This window comes from Actinoallomurus soli (assembly GCF_024055715.1).
Classification (GTDB): Bacteria; Actinomycetota; Actinomycetes; order Streptosporangiales; family Streptosporangiaceae; genus Actinoallomurus; species Actinoallomurus soli.
The window spans coordinates 281,201-305,287 of the sequence record NZ_JAMXMV010000011.1; the positions used below are offsets into that span (position 1 = coordinate 281,201).

Consider the following 24,087-nt stretch of genomic DNA (forward strand, 5'->3'; position numbering starts at 1 on the left):
CGCTGCGCCCGGCCGGTGAGCTCGCTCGCCTCGGCGGTCAGCTCGTTGAACCGGCCGGCCGCCTCGCCGAGCAGGTCCTCCGCCCTCGCCTCGAATCGCAGGCGCTCGTTCAGCGAGTAGAGGTAGGGCAGGAAGTGGTCGTGGTAGAACGCCTCCTCCCGGCTGATCAGCTCCTCGCGGGACCAGAGGCCCTCCCCGGGGCGGCCGACCACCGACTTGTACGCGTCGGTCATGGCGGTACGGAAGTCCGCGCCGACCCGCTGGACGTGCGTGTCCGACCGGCCGGTGCCCTCCAGCGCCCGGTCCACCCGGCGCAGCATCGCCGCCCGGCCCGCCTGCTCGTCGAGCCGCGCGGGCAGTTCGGCGGCCAGGCGCTCGAACGCGGTGGTCAGCCGGCGGGTGTGCTGCTCCCAGTCGCGGGCGCCCGGCTCCCCGGCGGAACGGCCGCCGAGGAGCCGGGTGCTCTCGGCCCGCAGGTCGGTCCGGAACTCCGCCAGGACCGCGCCGTAGTCCACGCCGTCGATCTCGGCGCGAGGGCGGTCCGACATCTCCCGCCAGGAGAACTCCCGGTCACCCAGCTCGTCTTCGGCGCGGGCCAGAAGGGCGTCCTCGGCCATTTCGGCGCGGATCCGGGCGGTGAAGAGCTCGTTCAGTTCGCGCACCGCCGGTCCGAGTTCCGTTGTGCGCCGTTCGAACTCCTCGACGGGGAGGGTGCGCGTCTCCCGGCCTCCGGGCAGGGTCCGCGTGTAGGCCTCGAAGTACGCGTGGTACTCGGCCCGCAGGTCCCGGGCGCGGTCGGACGCGGGATCCAGGCCCGTCTCCCCCGTCAGGCGGCGGAACTCGAAGTTCGCCTCGTACTCGAGCTCGAGCCGGGTCGCCAGCCCGCGGGCCAGCTCGCCGGTACGCGCGGCGGCCCGGTCCGCGAAGTCGTACAGGGCGTCCTCGCGGTGCGCCCCGCCGCGCAGGCCCACGTTCTCGGCGATGCGGCGGACCTCGGCCTCGTTCGCCTCGAGGAACCGCGTCAGCGCCCGCGCCTCCTCATCCGGCGAGAGCCGGTCCCGGTCGACGACCGCGTCGAAGGCCTCCTCGGCGCTCACCCGCGCCGAACGCACGGCGGCCTCCAGCTCGAGCTCGTCGTGCAGACCGTCGGTCAGCTCCTGGAACGACCGTTCGAACCGATCCCGCGTCAGCTCGCCGCGCAGGTGACGGTCGAACAGCGGCTTCCACCGCGCGTCGAACCGGTCCCGTACGTCGAAGGTCCACGGCCGCGTCCGGTCGGCGTCGAGCCGCGCCTGCTCGCGGATCATCCGGTCGGTCACCTCGGGGAGGGACAGGTCGTGCCGCAGGCCGTACAGCCGGGACTCCAGCACGCCGGCCAGGCGCTCCTCGAAGGACCGCGTCTCGTCCGCCGGAGCCTGGTTGTGCTCGGCACGGGCCGTGCGGTACGCATCGGCGACCGTCTCGACGAGATCGTCCGGCACGCCGGCCTTCCGCGCCCAGCCCTCCGGCTCGGACAGCGGGTCCCGCCGGAGCAGCAGTTCGGCCACCTCGTGCGGCGACGCGGAGTACTCGTTGTCCCCGAGCACCGGCTCCAGCTTGGCGATGAGCCGCTGCTGCAGCGTCGGTGGTCTGTCGACGAGCTCCTGCTCTCCGCCGACCATGGTCTTGGGGGGCTTCGCTCGCGCCCTGTCGTCCTCGGCCAGAGCGGCCCGGTAGGCCTCGGTGATCGGGCGGGTGAGCCGGTCGGGGAAGCCCGCCTCGCGGAGCCGGATCGCCGGGTCGGTGTTCGCTCCGCGGTCGGGCACCCCGAAGGTGGTCGGGCCCTCGTGGTACGCGGCGATCGCCGCGTTCACCCGGTCGTCGGCCTCCCGCTGCCGCCAGAACCGGCGGTCCTCGTCGCCGAGCAGTCCGTCGTACCGCTCCGTCAGCCTCGCCTGGTCGAGGTTCAGCCGGCCCTGCGCGATCGGGTCGCCGGGGTCGAACCGGAAGTTCGGCGTGACGTCCCCGTGGTCGAGGGCCAGGGGGTCCACCAGGACGTCGTCCGGCCGGTGGCCGCCGGGCGCGGCGTCGTCCGTGACGGTCCCGTGGTGCTCGGACGGCGGAGGCGGATCCTGCGGAGACCGGTCGGAGCGCGCCGAGTCCTCGGGGGCGGACTCCGTTCGTACGGGCGTCGCGGGCCGCTCGCCGGCGGGGGTGTTCCCGCGGGTCGCCGTGGGCGTCTCGCCCTCGTCGGGAGCATCCTCCACGTACGCGCGCCGGTCCGTCTGGTCCCGCCGAGACGCCGGCTCGGGCGTCTCCGTCGCGGGGCGCTCCCGGCCGGCCGGCGCGGGCGGGTCCTGCGGCCTCTCGTCGGGAGCCGCCGGCCTCGTGGTGGATCCGGTCCCGGTCCGTGCGGGCGCGGGAGGCGTCTGCTCAGCGGGCCTCGAGCCGTTGTTCGCGGGCGTGCCCGGACCCCTGCCGAGCTCGGCCGGGGGCTCACCGGACGCGGGCGGCCTGCCGGACTCCGTCCGCACCGGCACGGCGGGCGACTCGGCGGGCGGGACCGTGGTCGACTCGGAAGGCGGCTCGGTGGTCGACTCGGCGGGCGGCTCCGTCGGCTCTTCCGTGGGCGTCCGGGAGTCGCCCGTACGCGTCGTCGTCTCGTTGGGCCGTACGGTCTCGGGTCCCGTGCGGGTGGCGCCGGGGGCCGCGTTCCGTACGGAGGCGGGCGGCTCGGTGACGCGCCCGTTGGGCTCCGAGCGCGGTGCCGTCTCGGGCGGTGTCGTCGACGTGGTCTGCGGCCGGGACGGCGGGGTCACGGCCTCCTCGGTGCCCGGCGCGTTGCGCTGCGCCCCCTCGGGCTGTCGCGCCGGGGTCTCGGTGCCCGCGGAGCGGGGCGGGAGCGCGCCGTTGGCGCCCGGTTCGACACGCCCGCCGCCGGGCGCGGGATTCGTGACCTCGGTGTGCGAGGGCGCCGGAACCTCGGCCTCCGGCGACGTGAGGTTCCGCGGGCCCGGCGATTCGGCGGGCGGCGCCGAAGTCGGGCGGAACGCGGGCCGCTCGACCGGGGACACCGGCTCCGAGTCCGACGTGAAGCTCTCCACCGGGGACACCGGCCGCGAGTCCGACGTGAAGCTCTCCACCGGGGACACCGGCTCCGGGCCGACCTCGACGTTCTCCCGCGGCGTGGTGACCGGCGTGGAGCGGACCGGGGAACTCGGCGCGGGGGGCGCGGGCCGTACCGGCGGAGCCGTGGTGATCGGCGTGTGCTCGCCCACCGGGGCCGACAGGGGCGGCGGGAGCGGTTCGCCGTTCTCGCCGATCGGGCGGCTCTCGGGGAGCGGCGTCTCGACGGACGGCGAGAGGTTACGGCTCGGCGGCGGTGGCGTGACCTCGCCGAGGCTCTCCGGGCCGTGGGAACCGTTCAGGGACAGCGGGTCGCCGAGGCCGGTCCGCAGGAGCGGGTCGTCCTCCCCGACCGTCCCGATCCGCTCGGGAGGCTCGACGGTCGTCGGACGCTGCGGCGGCGCGGAACGCACGGTCTGCGGCGGTGGCTCCTCCAGGGAGGACTCCGGCACGGGCGTCGACCGTCCGCCCCCGCCCGGACCGTCGCCGCCGGGTCCGCCGCCCGGCTTGACCTCGGCGGAGGAGATATCGAGATGTTCCTGCGCGAGCAGCTCGGAGATACCGCCGCCGATCTTCTGCGTGCGGTACCCGTTGGCGCTCAGCTGGACACCCCGCGCGAACGCGCCGAACGCGGCGCCGCCGATGCCGCCGCCGACGACCATCATCGGGTCGAAGTGCCAGTAGTTCTCCACGAGGCCGGGGGCCATCGTCCCGGCGATCCCCGCGCCGGCGCCCATCTTGACGAAGTCGCCGCCGATGTTCCGCAGTTCGTCGACGATGTTGTTGTCGAGGAACTTCGCGAAGTTTCCGGTGGCCAGCCCGTCGAACCACTTGCCCAGGCCGCCGAGTCCGGCGCCCACGCCGCGGATTCCCAGATCGGCGAGAGCGCCGCCGACCGCGCCCTCGGCGACCCAGGTCCCGTTGATCGGCTTGTCCGGGTCGCCGTAGCCCAGCGCGGTGGAGATCAGGCTCGCCGCCATCATGATCAGCGCGCCGATGGCCGCCTGGATGGCGGTCGGCACGATGAACTCGATGAGGCCCGCCAGCCGCTGCAGGATCATGTTCAGGGTCAGGCGCGCGGTGTTGTAGGCGATCGCCTCCTCACCGAGGGAGGCCCCGCCGGTGAAGAAGGCCATCGCCGACATGATCGCCAGCTGGATCTGCATGGCGATCAGCGTCGAGATGATCTGGATCTGCGCCTGGCCCAGGCTCCGCGCCCAGTTGCCGAACTGCGTCGCGGTGGCGAGGGCGCCGTCCCTGATCTCGTTGATGTGGCTGCCGTAGCCGCCCTCGCCCGTGAGCTCCCGGAGCATCGCCTTGTACTGGGCGATGACCTCTTCCGGCAGCGCGCCGTCGACCTTGCTCAGCGTGTCCTCGATCATCCGCGACAGGCCGTCCAGCTCGGCCGCCAGATCGGTCGGGGCCTGGCCGAGATGGAAGACCTGGCCGGGGTTGGCCTCGGGCGGCTCCATTCCCATCAGGAACAGGAACATCCGCCGTTCGTCCTCGTTGAAGACGAACCCGCCCCACGGCTCATCGGACACGGTGGGTGACTACTCCCTGCCGCCGAAGGAACCCGGCGTCCGCCAGCCGCCCCCGGACTTGGCGTCGTGCACGGCCGTGAGCGCACGGCCCTGCTGGTTCACGACGCTCTTCTGGTTCGCCCGCAGCGCCATCGGAACGGCCAGCAGCATCCGGCTGGCCGCCTCGGTGCCCGTCGCGATCTCGTCGACGAGCCTGATCGCCGCCTCCGTGGCCGGAGCTCCGAAGGCCTTGTCGTTGCCGAGCACGTCGAAGTTGACGCCGTTACGGAACCGCGCGGCCAGGTTGAACACGTAATTGCCGAGTTCCTCCATGGCCTCGACGGCCGCTTGGGCCTTCGCCGGGTCGGCCGTGTACTTGCCCGTCTCACCCATCGTTGCCGTCCTCCACTATCTCGTCGCGCAGTTTCGCGGACGGCCGGGCGCCACGCCCGGACGCGCCGGTGCCCCGTCCGCGCCGTCCGGCCGCCAGGGCGGACCCGAAGATCTCCTCAAAGTCGATCTTAAAGCCGGGAAGGCCGTCAATGTCCGGTTCCGACGGAGTCAACGCGGAGAAGGTGTCGATCACCCGCCGGGCCATGGTCGCCCGGCCCTTGTTCGCGGCCTCGACGATCGAAGCGGCCAACTGCGCCGCCTCCATCGTCCGGAACTTCTCATCCAGGAACTTGACCCGCTGCAGCTCGCCCTGCGGGCCGACGGTCACCTCGACGGAACGGTCCTTGGACCGCGCGGTCGACGACGAACTGCTGAGGTCGGCCCGTGCCCGGGCCACCGCCGCCCTGGTCGACTCGAGACGCGCCCTCGCCTCCGCGATGCGCTGCTCCATCGACTCTTCGGTCTCCATCGTCCCTTCTCCTCCCTGTGCCGGTTCGCCGCCGGACACGATCCGGCGGCGAACCGTCGTTCTCAGCCGATGACGGCCGGCGCGCCGCCTTCGTCCGTGCCCCAGACGTCCTCTTCCTCCGGCACCCACGCCTCGCGCTCGCGATCACCGCTCTCCGTCTGACGGCGGTCCTCGCCCCCGTACGGGTTGTAGCCGGAGCTGGTGGGAGTGAAGTTCGCCCCCGGCACCGCCTCCTCGTAGCCGCGGCTCCTGCGCGCGCGCCGGCCGAGGGAGCCGCCGTCCGTGGGGACGATCTCCTCGTCCTCGTAGACCTGGCGGACCCGCTCGCCGCTGCCGTTCTTCTCACCGCCGCCCATGCCCATGCCGCCCATGCCGCCCATGCCACCGCCCATCATCGGCGGGTACCCGCTCTGCCCGCCGGCGGGCAGGCCGCCGGTCGTGGTCCCGTCGAGGCGCGTGGCGGGCGGCAGCACTCCGCCGGACTGGCCGACCGGGAAGACGGCAGGGGTCGTGGCCTGGCCACCGAGCGCCGTCGAGGGAGATCCCAGAAGGCCTCCGGAACTCGGCAGGTCGTGCAGGGCCGGCTCGTAGTAGCTCGCCGCCCCGTTGCCGAGGGAGCTCTGCAGGCGCGAAGCGTACGGAAGCGACGTGCCCTCGTGGTCGAGCGGGGTCGTGATGGTCTCGCCGTTCGGCTCGTGGGTGACCGCGCTGCCCGTCTTGGGGTCGACCGTGGTGTAGCTGCCGTCCGGGTAGTGGGTCGTGACGGTCCCGTCGGGGTTGACCGTCGTCTGACTGCCGTCCGGGTTGGTCAGCATGTGACCGTGGGTCAGCTGCTCGTGGGTGGTCGTCCCGTTCGGGTGGATCGTCGTCTCCAGGCCCGTGTGCGGGTTGATGGTCGTCGAGCTGCCGTCGCTGTAGTCGGTGGTGATGGTGCCGTCGGGGTTCAGGCTCGAGTGGCTCTGGATCTGGCCGGGCTGGAGGTGTTCCAGGCCGGTCTGTGAGTTGAGGCCTGTCGGGTTGTCATTCCCGTAGACGGTGGTGAGGCTGCCGTCGGGGTTCTGCACCACGTGGCCGGTGAGCTGCGAGGGCTGGAGCTGGGACGAGCCCGGCTGCACGAACTCCTGCTTGCCCGGGAGCGCGTAATTCTGGTTCCCCGGCTGGACGAACTCCTTGGCGATGTCCTGCTGCTGCTTCTGCTGCTGCGCGTACTGCTGCTGCTGCTGTTTCTGCTGCTCTTCGTACTGCTTCTGCTGCTGGTCGAACTGCTTCTGAGCCTGGTCCTGTTGCTGCTTCTGCAGCTCCTCCTGCTTCTTCTCCTGCTCCTGCTGCTGCTTCTGCTGCTCCGCGTACTGCTGCTTGGCCTCTTCCTGCTGCTGTTTCTGCAGTTCCTCCTGCTTGGCCTCCTGGGCCTTCTGGTCCGCCTGCTGCTGCTGGTACTGCTTCCTGGCCTCGTCCTGCTGCTGCTTCTGCAGCTCCTCCTGCTTGGCCTCCTGGGCCTTCTGGTCCGCCTGCTGCTGCTCGTACTGCTTCTTCGCCTCGTCCTGCTGTTCCTTCTGCTGCTGTTGCTGCTGCGCGTACTGCTGCTTGGCCTCCTCCTGCTGCTGCTTCTGCAGCTCCTCCTGCTTCTTCTCCTGCTCGTCCTGCTTCTGCTGGTCCTCCTTCCGCATTTGAAGCTGCATCGCCATCTGCTGGTCGTACTGCTTCTTGGCCTCGTCCTGCTGCTGCTTCTGCAGCTCCTCCTGCTTGGCCTCCTGGGCCTTCTGGTCCGCCTGCTGCTGCTCGTACTGCTTCTTCGCCTCGTCCTGCTGTTCCTTCTGCTGTTGCTGCTGCTCCTCGTACTGCTTCTTGGCCTCGTCCTGCTGCTGCTGGTACTGCTGGCGCTGCTCGTTCTCGATGTCCTGCTGGTGCTTCAGGTCCTCCTCGCGCTGCTTCTTGGCCTCGTCCTCCAGCTCCTGCTGGTGCTTCAGGTCCTCCTCGCGCTGCTTCTTGGCCTCGTCCTCCAGCTCCTGCTGGTGCTTCTTGTCCTCGTCGCGCTGCTTGTTCTGCTCGTCCTCCAGCTCCTTCTGGTGCTTCAGGTCCTCATTGCGCCACTCCTCCTGCTTCTTCTCCCAGTCCTCCTCCTTCTTCTTGTTCTCCTCGTTCTCCTTGTCCTGCTTGTCCTGCTCCGCCGCAGCCTTGTCGGCCTGATAGTCCGCGGCGAGGTTGACGTTGGCGGTGGTGAGTTTGGGGATGTCGTCGGGAATATGGGTCCAGGAGTTGTTGATGGCGCGCAGCGCCTCTTGGGCGGCATTTCCCAAGTAGTCGTTGACGGAGGTCTGCCAACGACTGATCGCCTCTTCGCCGATCGCCTTCCAGGTCGTCAGGGCGTTCAGCGGCCCGAAATTCTTCCCACCCGCGGTCGTCGCATCCCCGCTCCAGCCGCCCTCATCGACCTGGTTCCAGGAGTCGTACGACTCATAGCCGTAGCTCTCGTGCCAGCGAACCTTGGTGATGTTGTTCAGCCAGATCTGGTCGGTGACGTCGAACAGGATGTCGTACAGCCAGCGAAGCGGGTTCCCCAGCCGGAGCGCCCAATCGCTCCAGACCCAGTAGAGGTTCTCGATCGCCTTCTGGAAGCCCGACTTGGCGGTCATCAGGTCCGCGGCGACCTTGGAGATGCCGAAACCACCGACCGAGAGGGCGTCCGTGTAACTCTGATAGTTGACACCCAGCTGGTGGATGATGTCCCAGAAGACGCCGGCCGCCTGTCCGCGCCAGGCCGCGTCCTCCGATCCCAGCGCGTCCTCCCACTGCTGGATCGTGGCCCTGGAGTTGTAGAAGAAGAGCGCGGCCCGGTTGAAAGCCATCGCGGCCTTGTCGAAGGACTTCAGGTCGACGGCGTCGTCGTCGAGGACGGACACGTCGTTGAAGGAGAAGCCCTGCGTGGTGTGCGGGTCGTACATCAGCTTCTCGAGCGCGAGACCACCGCCGTAGCTGTACTGCGCGAGTGGCGCGGAGTCCCATCCCTCGAAGCCGCTCGGCATGAGGTGCGAGTCCTTACCGAACTTCCCGCCATAAGAGACACCGCCGTGCGGGATCTCGTGGTTGTAGGTGCCGAGCAGGGTGATGCGCGCCCTGCGCATGTGCACTTCCGTCCCCGTGGCCAGGGTGCTGACCGCCGAGTCGTCGGTCGGGCCGTAGAAGGGGACGACGAAGTCGGTGTCGTTGATCCGCCAGCCGGAGTTCCGAGCGCGCCAGGCCATGTCATGGATGGCCTCCGCCTCCGCGTTCGTCGGCGAGGCGCCCGAGGTGTCGATCTCCACCTTCATCAGCGGGATGTCATCGTTGCCGTAAAGGGTCTTGAAGATCTCGCCGCGCTTGACGGGCGGTTTGTAGCCGGTGAGCAGCGTGACGGCGTCGTACCAATGATCGTTCGCCGAAGAGGCTGGAGGCTTGTCTCCTGCGGGGTCCGCCATGTCTGCTCTCCATCAAAGGCTTGGCGTCGGAAGAAGGGGAAGGACTCAGCGCGGTTCAGGTGGACTGGGTGCCGCCAGCCGAATTGAAGTCATTGGGCACCGTGCCCAGGGCATCCAGGAAGGCCTTACCGTCGATCTTGTCCAGCGAGCCGTGCTGGGCGTCCATCAGCTTCTTGATCGTGGTGTTGAGGTACGTGTGCAGATCGGTGAAGAGCTTGATCTGCTGCGCGTAGATGTCGGAGATGGACTGCGCCGACGTGGTGATCTTGTCGACGAGGGCCTTGCCGCTGGTCGCCGAGTCCTTGGCCAGGGCACCGATCGCCAGCGGCGCGTGCAGCCGGTAGAAATCGTTGTCCGCGGTGCTCTCGCCCTTGCCCAGCAGGAAGTCGATCGGCGGCGTGCCCTGGGTGTCGGTCTTGTGCGCGATCTTGTCGAGGGAGTCGCTGAAGTTCGTGATGTCGTTGTCGACGAACTTCTGCAGCGAGTCCTTGTCCAGCGCCAGCTTCTTCTGATCTGCCATGGCTCCGCTGTTCCGAGGTCTGTCGGTTCCACTGCCGGCCGGTCCGGTTCGCGGCCGGGGATTTCGGCGTTCGCCTGCCGGCCGCCTCCGGCCGCCCGCGTGGCGGGCGGCCGGAGGCGGGCGGTCAACCGCCGATGCGCACCTCGGACCACATCTGGCTGAGGCTGTTCTCGTTGTACTTGTAGCTGCCGGAGATCTCGTCGAGCAGCTGCGAGTGGCTGGTGAGGATCTGCTCCATGGCCTTGATCGCGTTGTCCCAGGCCTGCTGCTTCTGGTTGTAGACCTGGGCGTCGTCACCGATCCACTGCTTCTTCAGCTCGGCGAGCTCCATCTCCATGTTGGAGATCGTCTGCGCGATGGCCTGGGTCTGGGAGACCAGGTCGTCGGCGGCGTTGCCCATGTGGTTGTAGTCGACGTAGATGAAACCGTCGGTGAAGTCCTCGCTCATCGGTGTCCTCGTTTCGCGTCAGAAGGAAAGAGCCGGGTCGATCTGGGGTCAGCCGTGCAGGGCGTTGAAGACGGCCTGGGCCTGCTGGTAGCCCTGGTTGATCGACTCGTTGCTGGAGCCCTGCTGCTGGTGCTGCGAGGTGAGGGTCTGGTTCAGCTTGTCGACCATGTCCTGCAGGTTCTTGAGGATGACGTCCGCCTGCTGCTCCCAGGAGTTGACGAGGTCCTGGAACGCCTGGCCGTCCGAGCCCTTGTAGCCGGCCGCCAGGTTGAAGCGGGTGGACTCGACGTCCTGCTTGATCTTGGTGATTCCGGTGTACGCCATCTCCAGGGCCTGAATGCCGTTCTTGGTCGCCCTGACCTCTGACTGCTGCATGCCTGCCATGCCGCGCCTGCCTCTCTGGTTCGGTGCTCACGGGAAACCGAGAGCGAGATCGTGCGTCGAGGTTCGCTCGGTCAGCACCGCCATCGGCGCGCGCCGCCAACCGGTTCGCGTCTCCTTCCGTACTCCGTGGTAGTAACCCCGACTTGCCGTCAACTTGTCGTCGCCTTGCCCGGACCGGTCTTCGCCGACTTGCCCGCCGCGCCGTTCGCCGGCGCCTTGCCCGCCCCTGGGGTCGCCGCCTTGTCCGCCTGACCGGACTTCGCCGCCTTGCCCGGGCCCGGCGCCGCCTCGCCCGGAGCCGCGCAGGGCGGCGCGGTGCTCGAGGAGACGCCCGCCTGCGCGGCCGCCGTGCTGAGGTCCGGTCCGGTGGGCAGCATGTTCAGCAGCGGCGACGGCAGGGCCACCGCCTGGTCGCTGGAGTATCCGAGCGCCGCCAGGTCGGAGGCGGAGGCCACCCGGTACTTGGTGGCGGTGTCGGTCACGAGGTAGGTCGTGCCGCCGACCGTGCCGCCCGCCGCCGGGAGGACCCGCACCAGCGCGCCGCCGCCGGGTCGCACGGTGATCCGGTCGACGGGCGTGCAGGCGGATGTGGTCGCCGCCTGGGCGGGGATGCCGAGCGAGGCCGGGTCCTGCAGCGCGACGCTGACCCGGGGCCCCACGGCGGTCGGCTGAATCCGGGCGCAGGCGTTCTGGTCCGGCTGAAGGTCGACCAGGTGCGGCGGCGTCTCGGGCAGCGCGCCCGCGGCGGTCGTGTCCGGCGCCATCCGTCCGTTCATGGCGTCGGGGGCGAGGGCGGTCGCGTCGGGCGTCCTGCCGCCGTACGCCTTGGCGCGTACGGCGGGATCGGCCAGGATCAGGGCGGCGACGGTCGTGGTGACCTCCGTCAGGCCGTTCTGGCGCAGTTGGTAGTACCGCGGCTTCGACCCCAGCACCCCGACCTTGAAGACCTGCCCGATGCGGGTCGCGTGCCCGTCCAGCGACGGCCCCGCACCGCCCATGCCGGGCACGACCGGGGCGGCCAGGTCAGGTCCGGCCGGGAGCGCGTCGACGAACGCGGCCGACACCGGGGTCGGGGTCCGGCCCCCGTAGCCGAGGGCCGTCGCCGCTCCGCCCTTCGGGTCGAGCCGCAGCCGGCTGCCCTGCCACACCAGGTAGACGTGCGCGTCGGGCGCGGTGACCAGCAGTCCCTGACCGGCCGTCAGCGCGCCGTCGCCGGCGTCCCCCACTCCGATGGCGAGGGTCGTGACCGGCGCCGTGGAGCCCGCCCCGGTGCCGGAGCAGACCGCCCACGCCCCCTCGGCCAGGGCGCCGGTCGACGGCAGCGCGTCGGGCGCGCCGATGATGCCCACCGGCTGACCGTGCGGCGTCCCGGCCAGCGACTTGGTCCGGACGTGGTGCGCGGTCAGCCTGGAACCGCCGATCAGCCGCGCCGACGCGTAGTTCTGGACCGGGCGCAGCCGCCCGTCCACGTAGAGATAGGACGCGCCGGTCTCCTGGTCGATGATCAGGCTTTCCGCGTTCTGCCAGGAGGCCGACCGGCCGGGCGAGATCAGGCCCCAGACGAACGCCCCGCCGCACAGCAGCACGGCGATCACGATGCCGATGATCACCCCCCGGTTCGTACGGCCCTGGGGGCTCTCGGGCGCGTCGGGATCCGCCCGGAGCATCCCCGACGTGATGCGGCCCATGACGAACATGTGGGCGTGGACCTGGTCGCGGCGGGACTGCATCGTCGCCTCTTCCGTCGTGCTCTCGTGTCCTGGTCAGCCGATGGCGCGCAACTCGCCGTACACGCCGAGGACCCACAGGGTCAGCGGCAGCATGGCGATCGCGACCAGGCTCTGCAGGAGTTCGGCGCCGCGGCCCCAGTACGGCACCATCCGGCGGCCGGGCACCGTCCACCCGGCGATCAGGAGGCTCGCGGTGACCGCCATCAGCGCCACCGCGATGATCACCCGGCCGGTCGGTCCGCTCCTGGCGACCTCGACGGCGACGATCGTGACCGCTCCCCACACTCCCGGCAGGGCCAGGAACAGGCGCTGCCAGACGTTGCCGAGGCCGCGGCTGTGCAGCACCAGCAGCAGGGACAGCGCGGACGCGAATACGAGCTGGGCCAGGTCCTGGTGGTGGGCCACCGCGGTCAGGCAGGCGGTGCAGGCCAGCCCGACCGTGCCGTACATCCCCGTCATCCAGCCGTCCGCCAGGACCGCGCGGGCGGCCACGGCCTTCGGCGAGCGCGGTTCGATGCCGTCCTGGAGCTGCTCGGGGGTGGTCGGCAGCGGCGGCATGCGCAACCCGGACAGCCGGAACGACATGGCCGGCACGAACGCGCCGAACACGACCGCGAGCAGGGCGACCACCGCGGCCGCCTCCTCCGGCGGGAGTCCCGCGACCATCATGAGGGCCCCCGCGAGGGCGCCGCCGAAGGCCAGCACGGTCGCGCCGACGAACAACGACGTGTACGCCGCCACCAGGGCCAGCGCGAGCACGGCGCCGCCCGCCTCGGCCGCGGACGCGGCGAGCAGCCGGGCGCCCACCACCTCGAAGCCGTCCGGTCCGGACAGCCTGCCTCCGGGCAGCAGCCACCCGGCCAGGATGAGGTACGGGCCGGCCATGACGCCCAGGAGCGCGGCCGTCGCGGCGTCGCCCACCGCGCGGCTCGCCGCCGCCGCCCCGGCGAGCAGCAGGAGCGCGCCGGCGCCGGCGGCCACGATCCGCTGCTCGGTCGGTCCGCTCGGCAGTGCGAGCACCGCCAGTACGGCGATCATCACGAACACCGCCAGGCCGCGCAGCAGCCGCCGGCTCGCCTGCGGACTCCACCCCCACTTGCTGTCCTTCATCGTGGTGGAGATGCCGTCCACCAGGTCGTCCAGCCGTACCTCGGGTAGCGCCTCGGTGCGAGGCCGCAGGTAGAGGGTGTCGCCGTCATGCAGGTCGAGGGACTCGAGGGTGGCGTCCTCGTCGAGCGGCGGTCCGCCCAGGCGCTGCAGCACCCAGCCCTCGTGTTCGATCCCGCTCTCGCCGAGATCGTCCCCGCCGTAACCGAGCACGGCGGGGAGCAGGTCCGCGACCGGGACGTCGGCCGGTACGGCCAGGTCGATGGTCTTGGCGGGGGCGCGTACCGTCAGTCGGCACAGGTCCGCCGCCGAGCTCTTGCTCATGGGGCTCACTCGTTCTTTCCACGGACGCCCGTCGCCGTCGCCGAGCGGCGGCCGGGCGCGTGAATGGGTTGTTACTCCACGTCGGTCCGTCTGGGCAGTGCTCTCCACTCGGGCATACGCAGGAGATCGCCTCCTGGTTCACCCGAATATCCGATTGCCCGTACGAACGTGGCGTACGTCCCTGAATCGGGACGCAGAGGGCATCTCACCTGTACGATTCGCGGTGACGCAACCGGCCCGCTCCGCGAGGTCCTCTCCGCGGCTCTCCACTCCGCCGAGCGCGCCCGGCGACTCCCGTCCGCCGGCGCGGCGCTTCGTCGTACCACGCCAGGAGGCCGTTCGTTGAGTTTCGTGCTGTTCCGCAGGCCGATGCGCCGGCGTCCGCCCGAGATGCCCGAAGGGGAGCTCACCCTTCAGGAACCGCCCACGATGCCCGAGACCGTGCCCGACAACTCCGCCGTCTGGACGTACCTGCCCATGGCGCTGATGTCGGTGGCCATGGTGATGATGTACATGACGCGCGGCAGCGGGGCCAAGAACAGCTTCCTGCCGCTCGCCCTCGGCCTGATGGTCCTCGCCGCCGGAGGCATGATGGTCGGGCAGGGCATGCGCAAGAGCGGTGAGCGCAAGCAGAAGCTCAAGGGCGCCCGCCGCGACTACCTGCGCTACCTCTCCCAGACCCGGCGCAAGGTGCGCACGGCCGTCCACGACCAGCAGCGCGCCCTGGCCTGGCGGCATCCGGCACCGCAGACGCTGTGGTCCATGGTCGGCACGACCCGGATGTGGGAGCGCCGGCCCTCGGACCCCGACTTCGCCGAGACGCGACTGGCGGTCGGCGACCAGAAGCTGGGCCTGCGCCTGTCGCCGACGACCACCAAACCGGTCCAGGACCTCGAGCCGCTCACCGCGCACGCGCTCCGCGGCTTCATCCGGGCGTACTCCACCGTGCCCGACCAGCCCACCGCCGTCTACCTGCAGTCCTGGGCCCGCGTGCTGTTCCGGGGCGACGAGGCACAGATCCGCGGAGCCGTCCGCGCCATGGTCGCCCAGCTCGCCGTCTTCCACTCGCCGGACGACCTGTGGATCGCGCTCTGCGTCGCCCCGGACCGCCTGGCGGAGTGGGAGTGGGTCAAGTGGCTGCCGCACAACCTGAACCCCCACGACAGCGACGCCGCCGGCCAGGTTCGCATGATCGCCTCGGACTTCCCGGAGCTGGAGGGCATGCTCGGCGCGGAGTTCTGGGAGCGGCCGACGTACGACCCGGAGGCCATGCCGGGCCGGGAGGAGCCCTACGCGGCGCTCATCGTGGACGGGGGCACCATCCCCGCCGGGCACGCGCTGGACGGCCCGGGCATGCGCAACGTCGTCGTGCTCGACATGTCCGGCGCGCTGACGTGGCGGCCCGGCCGCACCACCCTCCGCCTCGACGTGGGCGACGGCGAGATCCGGCTCGTCCGCACCGACCGGGAGCGCAAGGAGCAGCTGACCGTGCTCGGCCGGCCCGACGCCCTGGGCGTGCCGACCGCGACCGCGCTCGCCCGGCGGCTCGCGCCGTACCGGCTCGGCGTCGGGTCCGAGCGGACCGAGCCGCTGTCGGCCACCACGGACCTGGCCACGCTCCTGGGCATCCCCGACCTGTACCGGCACGATCCCCACTCCCTCTGGCGCAAGCGCACCGCCGCGGAACGCCTGAAGGTGCCGATCGCGGTCGGTGCCGACGGCAAGCCGGTGGAGCTGGACATCAAGGAGTCCGCCCAGGGCGGCACCGGCCCGCACGGCATGCTGATCGGCGCCACCGGCTCGGGCAAGAGCGAGCTGCTGCGCACCCTTGTGCTCGCGATGGCGCTGACCAACTCCTCCGAGACGCTGAACTTCGTCCTGGTGGACTTCAAGGGCGGTGCGACCTTCCTCGGCCTGGACGAGCTGCCGCACGTCTCCGCGGTCATCACGAACCTGGCCGACGAGGCCGCCCTCGTCGCCCGCATGCGGGACGCGCTGCACGGCGAGCTCATGCGCCGCCAGGAACTGCTGCGCGCCGCGGGCAACTACGTGTCCGCGCTGGAGTACGAGAAGGCCCGGGCGGCCGGAACACCGCTGGAGCCGCTGCCCAGCCTCTTCGTCGTCGTCGACGAGTTCAGCGAGCTGCTCGCCGCGCACCGCGACTTCATGGAGCTGTTCGTCATGATCGGCCGTTTGGGCCGAAGCCTGGGCGTGCATCTGCTGCTCGCCTCCCAGCGGCTTGACGAGGGCCGCATGCACCAGCTCGAGAGCCACCTGTCCTACCGCATCGGCCTGCGGACGTTCTCGGCCATGGAGAGCCGCGGCGTGCTGGGCGTGCCCGACGCCCACCAGCTGCCGCCCCAACCCGGCGCCGGTTTCCTCAAGACGGGCGTCGAGGCGCTCACCCGGTTCCGCGCGGCGTACTCCTCCGGTCCCTACCGGGGGCGCGGCAAGGCCGACCAGGCGCGGGTGGCGAGCCAGGTGGTCCCCTGGTCCGCCTCCCGCATCGCCCAGATCCAGCCCGTCCCGGTCCAGGAGACCCCGGAGGAGCCCGAGGAGACCGCCGAGACCCTTCTGTCGGTGGCCGTCGACCGGCTGCGCGACGCCGGGCCGCCGGCCCACCAGGTGTGGCTGCCGCCGCTCGACCTGCCGCCCACCCTCGACCAGATCCTCCCGCCGCTCGCGCCCGACGACGTGTTCGGCCTGACGACCGTCGACTGGGAGCGGCGTGGCGGGCTCACCGTGCCGCTGGGCATCGTCGACCGGCCCTTCGAGCAGATCCGCGACCTGCTGGTCGTCGACCTGTCCGGGGCCGGCGGGCACGTCGCCATCGCCGGCGGCCCGCAGAGCGGCAAGAGCACGCTCGTCCGCACCCTGATCACCGCGCTCGCCCTCACCCACACCCCCCGCGAAGTGCAGTTCTACTGCCTCGACTTCGGCGGTGGCACGCTCGCCGGTCTCACCGGCCTGCCACATGTCGCCGGGGTCGCCAGCCGCCTGGACCACGAGCGAGTCGGCCGTACCGTCGCGGAGGTCACCGCGCTGCTCGCCGACCGCGAGCAGTTCTTCCTCTTCAACGGCATCGACTCCATGGCGACCTACCGGCGCCGCCGGGCGGCCGGGGAGTTCGCCGACCAGCCGCACGGGGACGTGTTCCTCGTCGTGGACGGCTGGTCGACGGTGCGCCAGGACTTCGACCGGTACATCCAGACGTTCGCCGCGATCGCGGCGCGCGGCCTCAGCTTCGGCATCCACCTGATCGTCACCACCGCGCGGTGGGTGGAGCTCACGGCGGCCGTGCGCGACCAGGCCGCCACCCACCTGGAGCTGCGGATGGGCGACCCGATGGACTCGGAGGTCGACACCCGGAGCGCGGCGAGCGTGCCGCGCGTCCCCGGACGCGGCATCACCCGCGACACCAAGTTGCACTACCTCACGGCGCTGCCGCGCATCGACTCGGTGGAGAGCGCCGACGACCTCGCCGACGGCGTCGCGGGCCTGGTCGCCGCGGTGCGCGAGAGCTGGGCGGGCCCCGCCGCGCCTCCGGTGCGGATGCTGCCGGCCCAGCTCAGCGTGCGGGAACTGCCGGCGCCCGAGGGCGACTTCCGGGTGCCGATCGGCCTGGAGGAAGAACGGCTCTCCCCCGTGGTGCACGATTTCGCCGAGACCCCGCACCTGGTGGTCGTCGGCGACACCGAGAGCGGCAAGACGAACCTGCTGCGCCTGGTCGCCCACGCCGTGACCGAGCGGTACACGCCCGCGGAGGCGCGCATCATGGTGGTCGACTACCGCCGTGAGCTGGTCGAGGCGGTCCCCGAGGAGTACCGCCTCGGGCACGCGGTCAGCATCGACGCGCTGCGCGAGCTGGTCATGGGGGCGGGCCAGGCGATCAAGGGCCGCCTGCCGGGGCCGGACATCACTCCGTCCCGGATGAAGCTGTGCGACTGGTGGAGCGGCCCCCGGCTGTTCATCCTGGTCGACGACTACGACATGGTCGGGGCCGGCCCGATGCAGCATCCGTTCGACCCGATCATCGACCACCTCGCCCTCGGCTGGGAGGTCGGGCTGCACGTGGTCGTCGCCCGGGCCGCCGCGGGCGCCGGCCGCGGGATGGGCGAGATGATGATGCGCCGGCTGCAGGAGGTCAACACGCCGTCCCTGCTGATGTCCTGCCCGCCGGACGAGGGATACCTGTTCGGCAACGTCAAGGGCCGCATCCTGCCGCCCGGCCGGGCGATCCGGATCGCCCGGCGCAAGGCCGTGCAGATCCAGACCGCCCTGCTCGACTGAGGGGCGCGGAAGAGAGAACGGCGCCGCTCGGGTCCCGCGGAAGAAGGAGCGGCGCCGCTCGGCCCGGCACCGGCCATCGCGAGGGCCTGGGTACCGGTGGTCCCCGGGGGCCGGGGACCCGGGCGGCGCCGCTCGGTTCGTGTGACGGCGCGGGCGCGTCGCTCAGTCCATGACGGCGCGGGCGCGCAGGGACGCCCGCAGCGCGCGCATCGCGTAGTGGGCGCGGGACTTGACCGTCCCCGGCGCGAGGCCGAGCGCGGTTGCCGTCTGCTCCACGCTGCAGCCGAGGTAGTAGGTGTAGATGAGGACCTCGCGCTGCTGCTCGGTGAGCTCGGTCATGGACTCGAGCACCGCCCGCAGCGTGACGACCCGCTCGGCCGGGTCCGGCACGGCCCGTTCCTCGGGCTGGTCGTCGCCGACCTCGTTCGGCCTGGCCTGCCGGGCGCGGTAGTGATCGATCACGAGCCGGTGCGCGACGGTGAACAGCCAGGTGCGGATCCGGTCCGTCGTCGGGTCGAGGATCCCGCGGTGCTGCCAGGCCCGTACGGCGGTCTCCTGGACGATGTCCTCGGCGCGGTGCCGGTCGCCGTCGCACAGCCGGAGGGTGAAGTTGAGCAGGACGGTGCCGTGCCGCTCGTACAGGGTGCGCGAGAAGGCGTCGTCGTGCGACGGCTCGGGCTGCGGAGCCGGACCACGCGGAACGTCATGCCGTCGCGGCATGACGAATTTCCGGACCATCCTCGGTGGCCGGTCCAGCACTCGGCTGTGCGTCATGTAGGGCGACCTCATTCTCACGATTCGTCATTCCGGAGACGGCCACGGCTTGACCTCGGCCATTGATGAAGCCTCAACGATCAAGCCGTGGTCTTGGCGAGTCCTTGCCGCCGACTTGCCGACATTGACACCGGCGGAGTCAGACCGGATCACCACCGGCCGGCCGCCAGCCCCGGGCCCGGCCGAGCGGGACGATCACCGCCGCGCAGGCGACGATGGCGACGATCCCGCCCCCGACCGAGGCGACGACCAGCGCGCGGGTACGCGCGGCGTGCGAGGTCCGGCCCGGCATCCGCATGGGAGCGGCGGATGCCGGCCGCGCGGTCGCCGGGGACGACACCGCGGCCACGGCGGCGTACGGGTCGAGGACGGGCTTCGCCGCGGGGTAGGCGGAGGTGACCAGACGGTTCGCGACCTCGGCCGCCGTCAGCCGGGGCTGGTACGCGCGCACGAGGGCGGCGGTACCCGCGACGAACGCCGCGGCCAGCGAGGAGCCGGAGCCGATGTAGTTCCCGGCGCCCTTGGGGCCGATGCCCACGACGGCGTCGCCGGGCGCGGCCAGGTCGGCGGCGAAGACGTTCGGCGCGTTCTGCGGGCGTGAGCCGTCCTGCCCGTAGTCCTCGACCGCGACCACCTGCGGGATGAAGGCGGGGAAGTAGGGGCGCGCGGGCGGTGCCGAGGCCACGCCTCCGGCGGTGGTGGCCACGGCGTCCGGCGCCGCGGGCGCGACCACGACGGCGTCCTTGCGGGTGGCGTAGAGGACCGCGTTCGTCAGCTCCTGCCTGCCCGTCGTCAGGGCGGCGCCGACGTAGACGACGCGGGCCCCGCGGTCGACGGCGGTGCGGATGCCCGCCGCCACCGCTCCGGGTGAGGGAGTGCCGGTCCCGCTGGTGCCGCGCACGGCGAGGATCCGCGCCTGCGGCGCGATCCCGCCGCCGGTCGCGTCCTCGCCACGGCCCGCGATCAGGCCGGCCGCGAAGGAGCCGTGCCCGACGCAGTCGTTGCCGGCGTCCGCGACCGCGGTGACCCGGCCGGCCAGCGCGGGGGCGCTCACGCCCACGCCGGTGTCGACGACACCGACGGTGACTCCGGCGCCCTGGCTGAGCTCACGGACCCGGTCCAGGCCGAGCGCGCCCGCGGTCCACGGCCGGGCGTGGGCGGCGGTGGGGGACGCCCCGGTGCACGGCCGGCCGGGCGCGAGCGCCGACGGTATGGCGGGCAGGCTGACGGGGCCGGGTGCGGCACCGGGGGGCCGTTCGTACGCCGTGGCCGCCGCGGCTCCGGGAAGGGCGGAGACGGAGAGCGAGGCCATGGCGGCGGCCACCGACGCCACGGCGCACAGGCGCCGGGGGACACGTCGCATGCGCTCAGCGTAGAGTTGCGATCTTGTCGTTCTCTTGTCGTCCAGGAAAAGTGTCGCCGCTGGTCAGAGCCCTTCCCGGCAAGGGTGCCAAGCGGTCCACGCGAACGGCATGATGGTTGTCTCGTCGGCATTCGGACCGACTTAGGAGGGTTCAGCGTGTCTCGGCAGTTGCTCACGGTCTCCCCGGAAGAGCCGGGCGCTTTCCGGACAATCGAGGAGGCGCTGGCGGCGGCACGTACCGGATCGGTGATCCGTATCAAGCCCGGCCGGTACCCCGAGAGCCTCTTCATCCGGACCCGCGTCACGATCGTGGCCGACGGGGACCGCGGCAGCGTGGAGATCTGCCCGCGCAGCGGCACCGCGGTGATGCTCGTGGCGGACGCCGTGATGCTCACGGACCTCACGCTGCGCGGTGGCGGCGACGACGTGCCGGTGGTGGACGCGGCGCGCGGACAGGTCGCCATGGAGGGCTGCACCGTGGCCGGTTCCGGCTGGACGGCGGTGCTGTCCCGCAACTCCGGCTCGCTCGCGATGCGCGGCTGCCGGATCACCAACCCCGTGGGCGCCGGCGTCGTCGACACCTCGGAGACGCCCAGCGTCATCGAGGACTGCCTCATCGAGAACCTCGGCACCTCCGCCGTCGTGCTGGGCGAGAAGTCCCGGTCCGCGATCCGGAACTGCCGGCTGCGGGACGCCCGCGGCAACGGCCTGCTGACCAACGGCGAGGCCCAGGGCACGATCGAGGACTGCGAGATCTCCACCACGTCCAAGCCGGCCATCGCCCTCGAGGGCGACAGCGCCACCCGCGTCGCGCGGACCAGCGTCCGCGACTGCGCGACCGGCGTGTACGTGACCAGCGGGTCGCGTCCGACGCTGGAAGAGGTCTCGGTCAGCGACATCACCGCCGGTCCGGGCATCGTGCTGGCCGACGGCGCGGACCCGCTGCTGCGGCGCTGCCGGACGGCCCGTACCAAGGGCAGCGGGCTGTCCGTCACCGAGCGCTCCCGCGGCACCTTCGAGAACTGTGAGTTCGCCGGCTCGACGGCGCCCGGCATCCACGTGGCCGGGTCCAGTTCGCCGACGCTGAACGCCGCGACGGTGCGCGACTGCGCCGACGCGTCCGCGTCCGTGCTGCTGGCGGAGGACTCCGTCCCGGAGTTCGACCGGCTGGAGGTCGTGGACGCCGCCGGCACCGCCGTCGCGATCCGGTCGGGCGCCAACCCGCTCGTACGCAACGCCACGATCAGCGCGCCCGGCGGGACCGGGGTGGAGGTCACCGAGGACGGGCGCGGACGGCTGGAGCACTGCGTCGTCGAGCGGTCCGGCGGCGCCGCGGTGCGCATCGCGAGCGGCGCGAACGTCACCTTCCGCGACTGCGAGTTCCGCTCCCCCGGCGACGCCGGGGTCTCCGTCGACTCCGGGGGGATGGGCGCGCTCCAGGACTGCGCGGTCGCCGAGAGCGACGCCTCCGGCGTCGTCGTCCGCGAGGGCGGCGACCTCACCCTGACCCGGGCCCGGATCAGCGGCTCCGGCGCCCACGGCGTGCTCCTGTCGACCGGCGCGCGGGCCACGCTCGCCTCCTGCGAGCTGACCGGGAGCGTCGGCGACGGCGTCCGGGTGGACACCGCGGAGACCGTCTCCGTCACCGGCTGCGCCGTGCGCGACAACCGCGGCGCCGGCCTGCGGCAGTCCCGGCCCGGACGGCTGACCGTGCGGGACCTGGACAGCTCGGGCAACGGCGTTCCCGACTCCTGGGGCGAGGAGGCCGGCGGGGAGACCGCCGGCGCGGCGGCGGAGGGCAGGGACACCCGCACTCCCGCGGCCGGCGGGCCGCTGGAGGAGCTGGAGTCCCTCATCGGCCTGGAGGGCGTCAAGCGCCAGGTACGCGCGCTCGTCAACCTGAACCAGCTGTCGCAGCGCAGGGCCCGGCTCGGCATGCCGGTCCCCCCGATGAGCCGGCACCTGATCTTCGCGGGCCCGCCGGGCACCGGCAAGACCACGGTCGCGCGACTGTACGGCGGGATCCTGGCCGACCTCGGCCTGCTGCCCTCCGGGCACCTCGTGGAGGTCTCCCGCGCCGACCTGGTCGCCCAGTACGTCGGCGCGACGGCCATCAAGACGACGGAGGCGTTCAACGAGGCGCTCGGCGGCGTCCTGTTCATCGACGAGGCGTACACCCTGGTCACCGAGGGCAGGGGCGGCTCCCACGACTTCGGCCGGGAGGCCATCGACACCCTCGTGAAGCTGATGGAGGACCACCGCGACGAGGTCGTCGTGGTGGCGGCAGGCTACACCGCCGAGATGCAGTCGTTCCTGTCCGCCAACCCGGGCATGGCCTCGCGGTTCAGCCGGACCATCGAGTTCACCAACTACTCGGTCGACGAGCTCGTCACGATCACCGAGAAGCTCTGCGAGAGCCACCGCTACGAGCTGCACCCGACCACCCGCCAGGCGCTCGCCACGCACTACGAGCGGATGCCGCGCGACGCCACCTTCGGCAACGGCCGTACCGCCCGTCTGGTCTTCGAGGAGATGATCGAGCGGCAGGCGTTCCGGCTCGCGTCCATGACCGACCCGGCCGAAAGCGACCTCACCCTGTTGATGCCGGAGGACGTCAGCGACGCCGCGGTCGAGGACGGCGCGGCGGGCGCGGAGCGCGAGACGCTGCTGGCGCGGCTGCAGGACATGGTCGGCCTGAACGGGGTGAAGCGCGAGGTGAAGGACATCGTCGACCTCCTCGCGACGGCCAAGCAGCGGGAGGCCGCCGGGCTGCCCGTGCCCCGGCTCAGCCGGCACCTCGTCTTCACCGGCTCGCCCGGTACCGGCAAGACCACCGTCGCCCGGCTCTACGCCGAGCTGCTGCACAGCCTCGGCGTCCTGCCGCGCGGCCAGCTCGTCGAGGTGGCGCGCGCCGACCTCGTCGGCCGCTACGTCGGCCACACCGCGCAGCTCACGAAGGAGGTCTTCCAGCGCGCGCTGGGCGGTGTGATGTTCATCGACGAGGCGTACACCCTCACTCCCGAGGGAGCGTCCAACGACTTCGGCCGTGAGGCGGTGGAGACCCTGCTCAAGCTCATGGAGGACCACCGTGACGAGGTCGTCGTCATCGTCGCCGGCTACACCGAGGAGATGCAGCGCTTCCTGAGTTCCAACCCCGGTCTCGCCTCCCGGTTCTCGCGGCAGGTGGAGTTCGAGGACTACAGCACCGACGAGCTCGTCGAGATCATGCGGAACCAGGCCGCGGCCGGAGGGTACGAGTGCGCTCCGGAGACGCTCTCGGCGCTGCGCGGACACCTCGACACCCTGCCGCGGGACCGGACCTTCGGCAACGCGCGGCTCGTGCGGCAGCTCCTGGAGACGATGATCACCCACCAGGCTCGGCGGCTCGGCGGGATGCGGTCGCCCGGCGTGGCGGACCTGCGCCTCCTGCTGCCCGAGGACCTGCCGCCCGCGAACACCCCCAGCGCGCGCTGATCCGGCCCGCTCTGACCGCCCGGCCGCCGGTCAGAGCGGGTAGGCGCCGGTGCGCAGGTAGGCCCGGACCCGTTCGACCAGGGTCGTGCCGGAGGCGACGATCCGGTCCCGAAGGGAGGAGTCCGGGTCCGCGAGGTACCTCCGGATCGACGCCTTCTCCTTCGCCTCCACCGCCTTCCGCCCGAGGTCGACGAGTTCCTCCTCGCTCAGGTGCCTGGCCAGGAGGGGGAACAGCCGGTCCTCTTCCGCCTGCGTATGCGGGTGCGACTCGGCCTCCAGCCGTGACAGGTGGAAGGAGAACTCCGCAGCGTTGAGATCCGGTCGGCCCAGGTCCCGCAGGATCCGCTCGATCTGTTCGTGCCCGGCGATCTCCTGCTCGACGATCAGCCGCCCCTGGGGCAGGCGGGCGCGGGCCACCGGGTACACGTAGGTCTCTTCGGCGACGGCGTGCCGGACCATCTCCGCGATCATCAATTCGGCCACCGAACGCCGCAGCCGGTCGAAGTCGGCCAGATAACCCAGCTCGGCCAGCAGTTGCTGAAAATCACGATGGTCCTCGGTCAGGACACTGATCAGATTCTCGGATCGGTTCATCTCCGGTCGCCTCGGGAGCCGTTCCTCATGACCGCTCACCGGCGCCCCTGCCCCTGTCGCGGGCGGCGAAACGTCCTTCCCGGCGCGTCACCCACCGAAGACCAGGGACACTTTCGGATGACATGCGTTTTCTG

General features: G+C 71.6%; 14 protein-coding genes (1 of these 14 running past the window's edge). 2 read left to right on the forward strand and 12 right to left on the reverse strand.

Annotation, left to right across the window (positions count from 1 at the left end; all coding sequences use genetic code 11):
• The 9 genes from NDW01_RS26420 to eccD form a co-directional block, all read right to left on the reverse strand.
• Positions 1-4,649: the beginning of a protein-glutamine glutaminase family protein gene (locus NDW01_RS26420; RefSeq protein WP_252825018.1), read on the reverse strand. Its footprint begins 59,197 nt before the window's first position; 4,649 of the gene's 63,846 nt are visible here — the first part of the coding sequence; its start codon is at positions 4,647-4,649; its stop codon lies off the left edge, out of view.
• Positions 4,650-4,658: 9 nt separating this feature from the next.
• Positions 4,659-5,021 carry a hypothetical protein gene (locus NDW01_RS26425; protein ID WP_252825020.1) on the reverse strand — a complete coding sequence of 121 codons (363 nt, stop codon included), beginning with the start codon at positions 5,019-5,021 and terminating at the stop codon, positions 4,659-4,661.
• Positions 5,014-5,490: a YbaB/EbfC family nucleoid-associated protein gene (locus NDW01_RS26430; RefSeq protein ID WP_252825022.1), complete on the reverse strand. Its 477-nt coding sequence runs from the start codon at positions 5,488-5,490 to the stop codon at positions 5,014-5,016. The genes NDW01_RS26425 and NDW01_RS26430 overlap by 8 nt, the downstream gene beginning before the upstream one ends.
• A 62-nt stretch (positions 5,491-5,552) precedes the next feature.
• Positions 5,553-8,945, reverse strand: coding sequence for an AAWKG family protein (locus NDW01_RS26435; protein WP_252825024.1), 3,393 nt, complete (start codon positions 8,943-8,945; stop codon positions 5,553-5,555).
• A 55-nt stretch (positions 8,946-9,000) separates the two neighbouring features.
• The gene (locus NDW01_RS26440; RefSeq protein WP_252779252.1) at positions 9,001-9,465 is read right to left on the reverse strand and encodes a type VII secretion system-associated protein; all 465 of its coding nucleotides are present in this window, start codon (positions 9,463-9,465) and stop codon (positions 9,001-9,003) included.
• Between the two features lie 124 nt (positions 9,466-9,589).
• Positions 9,590-9,913 (reverse strand): WXG100 family type VII secretion target, encoded by a 324-nt coding sequence (locus tag NDW01_RS26445; protein ID WP_252825026.1) that lies wholly within the window; start codon positions 9,911-9,913, stop codon positions 9,590-9,592.
• A gap of 48 nt (positions 9,914-9,961) precedes the next feature.
• The gene (locus tag NDW01_RS26450; RefSeq protein ID WP_252825029.1) at positions 9,962-10,288 is read right to left on the reverse strand and encodes a WXG100 family type VII secretion target; all 327 of its coding nucleotides are present in this window, start codon (positions 10,286-10,288) and stop codon (positions 9,962-9,964) included.
• 158 nt (positions 10,289-10,446) lie between these two features.
• Positions 10,447-12,027, reverse strand: coding sequence for a type VII secretion protein EccB (gene eccB, locus NDW01_RS26455; RefSeq protein ID WP_252825031.1), 1,581 nt, complete (start codon positions 12,025-12,027; stop codon positions 10,447-10,449).
• A 33-nt stretch (positions 12,028-12,060) separates the two neighbouring features.
• Positions 12,061-13,458: a type VII secretion integral membrane protein EccD gene (gene eccD, locus NDW01_RS26460; protein WP_252825033.1), complete on the reverse strand. Its 1,398-nt coding sequence runs from the start codon at positions 13,456-13,458 to the stop codon at positions 12,061-12,063.
• Between the two features lie 351 nt (positions 13,459-13,809).
• On the opposite strand from eccD, the gene eccCa reads away from it, so the two are divergent.
• Entirely contained in the window at positions 13,810-17,748 is a 3,939-nt protein-coding gene (gene eccCa, locus NDW01_RS26465; protein WP_454923424.1) for a type VII secretion protein EccCa, read from the forward strand.
• 162 nt (positions 17,749-17,910) lie between these two features.
• Here the strand turns inward: eccCa and NDW01_RS26470 are convergent, their stop codons facing one another.
• A complete protein-coding gene (locus NDW01_RS26470) occupies positions 17,911-18,522 on the reverse strand; it encodes a sigma-70 family RNA polymerase sigma factor (RefSeq protein WP_252825037.1) in 612 nt (203 codons plus the stop codon).
• Positions 18,523-18,661: 139 nt separating this feature from the next.
• The gene (locus NDW01_RS26475; protein ID WP_252825038.1) at positions 18,662-19,885 is read right to left on the reverse strand and encodes a S8 family serine peptidase; all 1,224 of its coding nucleotides are present in this window, start codon (positions 19,883-19,885) and stop codon (positions 18,662-18,664) included.
• Between the two features lie 156 nt (positions 19,886-20,041).
• On the opposite strand from NDW01_RS26475, the gene NDW01_RS26480 reads away from it, so the two are divergent.
• A complete protein-coding gene (locus tag NDW01_RS26480; RefSeq protein ID WP_252825039.1) occupies positions 20,042-23,359 on the forward strand; it encodes a right-handed parallel beta-helix repeat-containing protein in 3,318 nt (1,105 codons plus the stop codon).
• Positions 23,360-23,389: 30 nt separating this feature from the next.
• On the opposite strand, the gene NDW01_RS26485 is transcribed toward NDW01_RS26480, so the two are convergent.
• Positions 23,390-23,953, reverse strand: coding sequence for a hemerythrin domain-containing protein (locus NDW01_RS26485; RefSeq protein ID WP_252825040.1), 564 nt, complete (start codon positions 23,951-23,953; stop codon positions 23,390-23,392).
• Positions 23,954-24,087: the final 134 nt, after the last annotated feature.

Coding starts and splice junctions, on each gene's coding strand:
- NDW01_RS26425 (WP_252825020.1), bottom strand. CDS start 5,021: ATGGGTGAGACGGGCAAGTACACGGCCGACCCGGCGAAGGCCCAAGCG.
- NDW01_RS26430 (WP_252825022.1), bottom strand. CDS start 5,490: ATGGAGACCGAAGAGTCGATGGAGCAGCGCATCGCGGAGGCGAGGGCG.
- NDW01_RS26435 (WP_252825024.1), bottom strand. CDS start 8,945: ATGGCGGACCCCGCAGGAGACAAGCCTCCAGCCTCTTCGGCGAACGAT.
- NDW01_RS26440 (WP_252779252.1), bottom strand. CDS start 9,465: ATGGCAGATCAGAAGAAGCTGGCGCTGGACAAGGACTCGCTGCAGAAG.
- NDW01_RS26445 (WP_252825026.1), bottom strand. CDS start 9,913: ATGAGCGAGGACTTCACCGACGGTTTCATCTACGTCGACTACAACCAC.
- NDW01_RS26450 (WP_252825029.1), bottom strand. CDS start 10,288: ATGCAGCAGTCAGAGGTCAGGGCGACCAAGAACGGCATTCAGGCCCTG.
- eccB (WP_252825031.1), bottom strand. CDS start 12,027: ATGCAGTCCCGCCGCGACCAGGTCCACGCCCACATGTTCGTCATGGGC.
- eccD (WP_252825033.1), bottom strand. CDS start 13,458: ATGAGCAAGAGCTCGGCGGCGGACCTGTGCCGACTGACGGTACGCGCC.
- NDW01_RS26470 (WP_252825037.1), bottom strand. CDS start 18,522: ATGACGCACAGCCGAGTGCTGGACCGGCCACCGAGGATGGTCCGGAAA.
- NDW01_RS26475 (WP_252825038.1), bottom strand. CDS start 19,885: ATGCGACGTGTCCCCCGGCGCCTGTGCGCCGTGGCGTCGGTGGCCGCC.
- NDW01_RS26485 (WP_252825040.1), bottom strand. CDS start 23,953: ATGAACCGATCCGAGAATCTGATCAGTGTCCTGACCGAGGACCATCGT.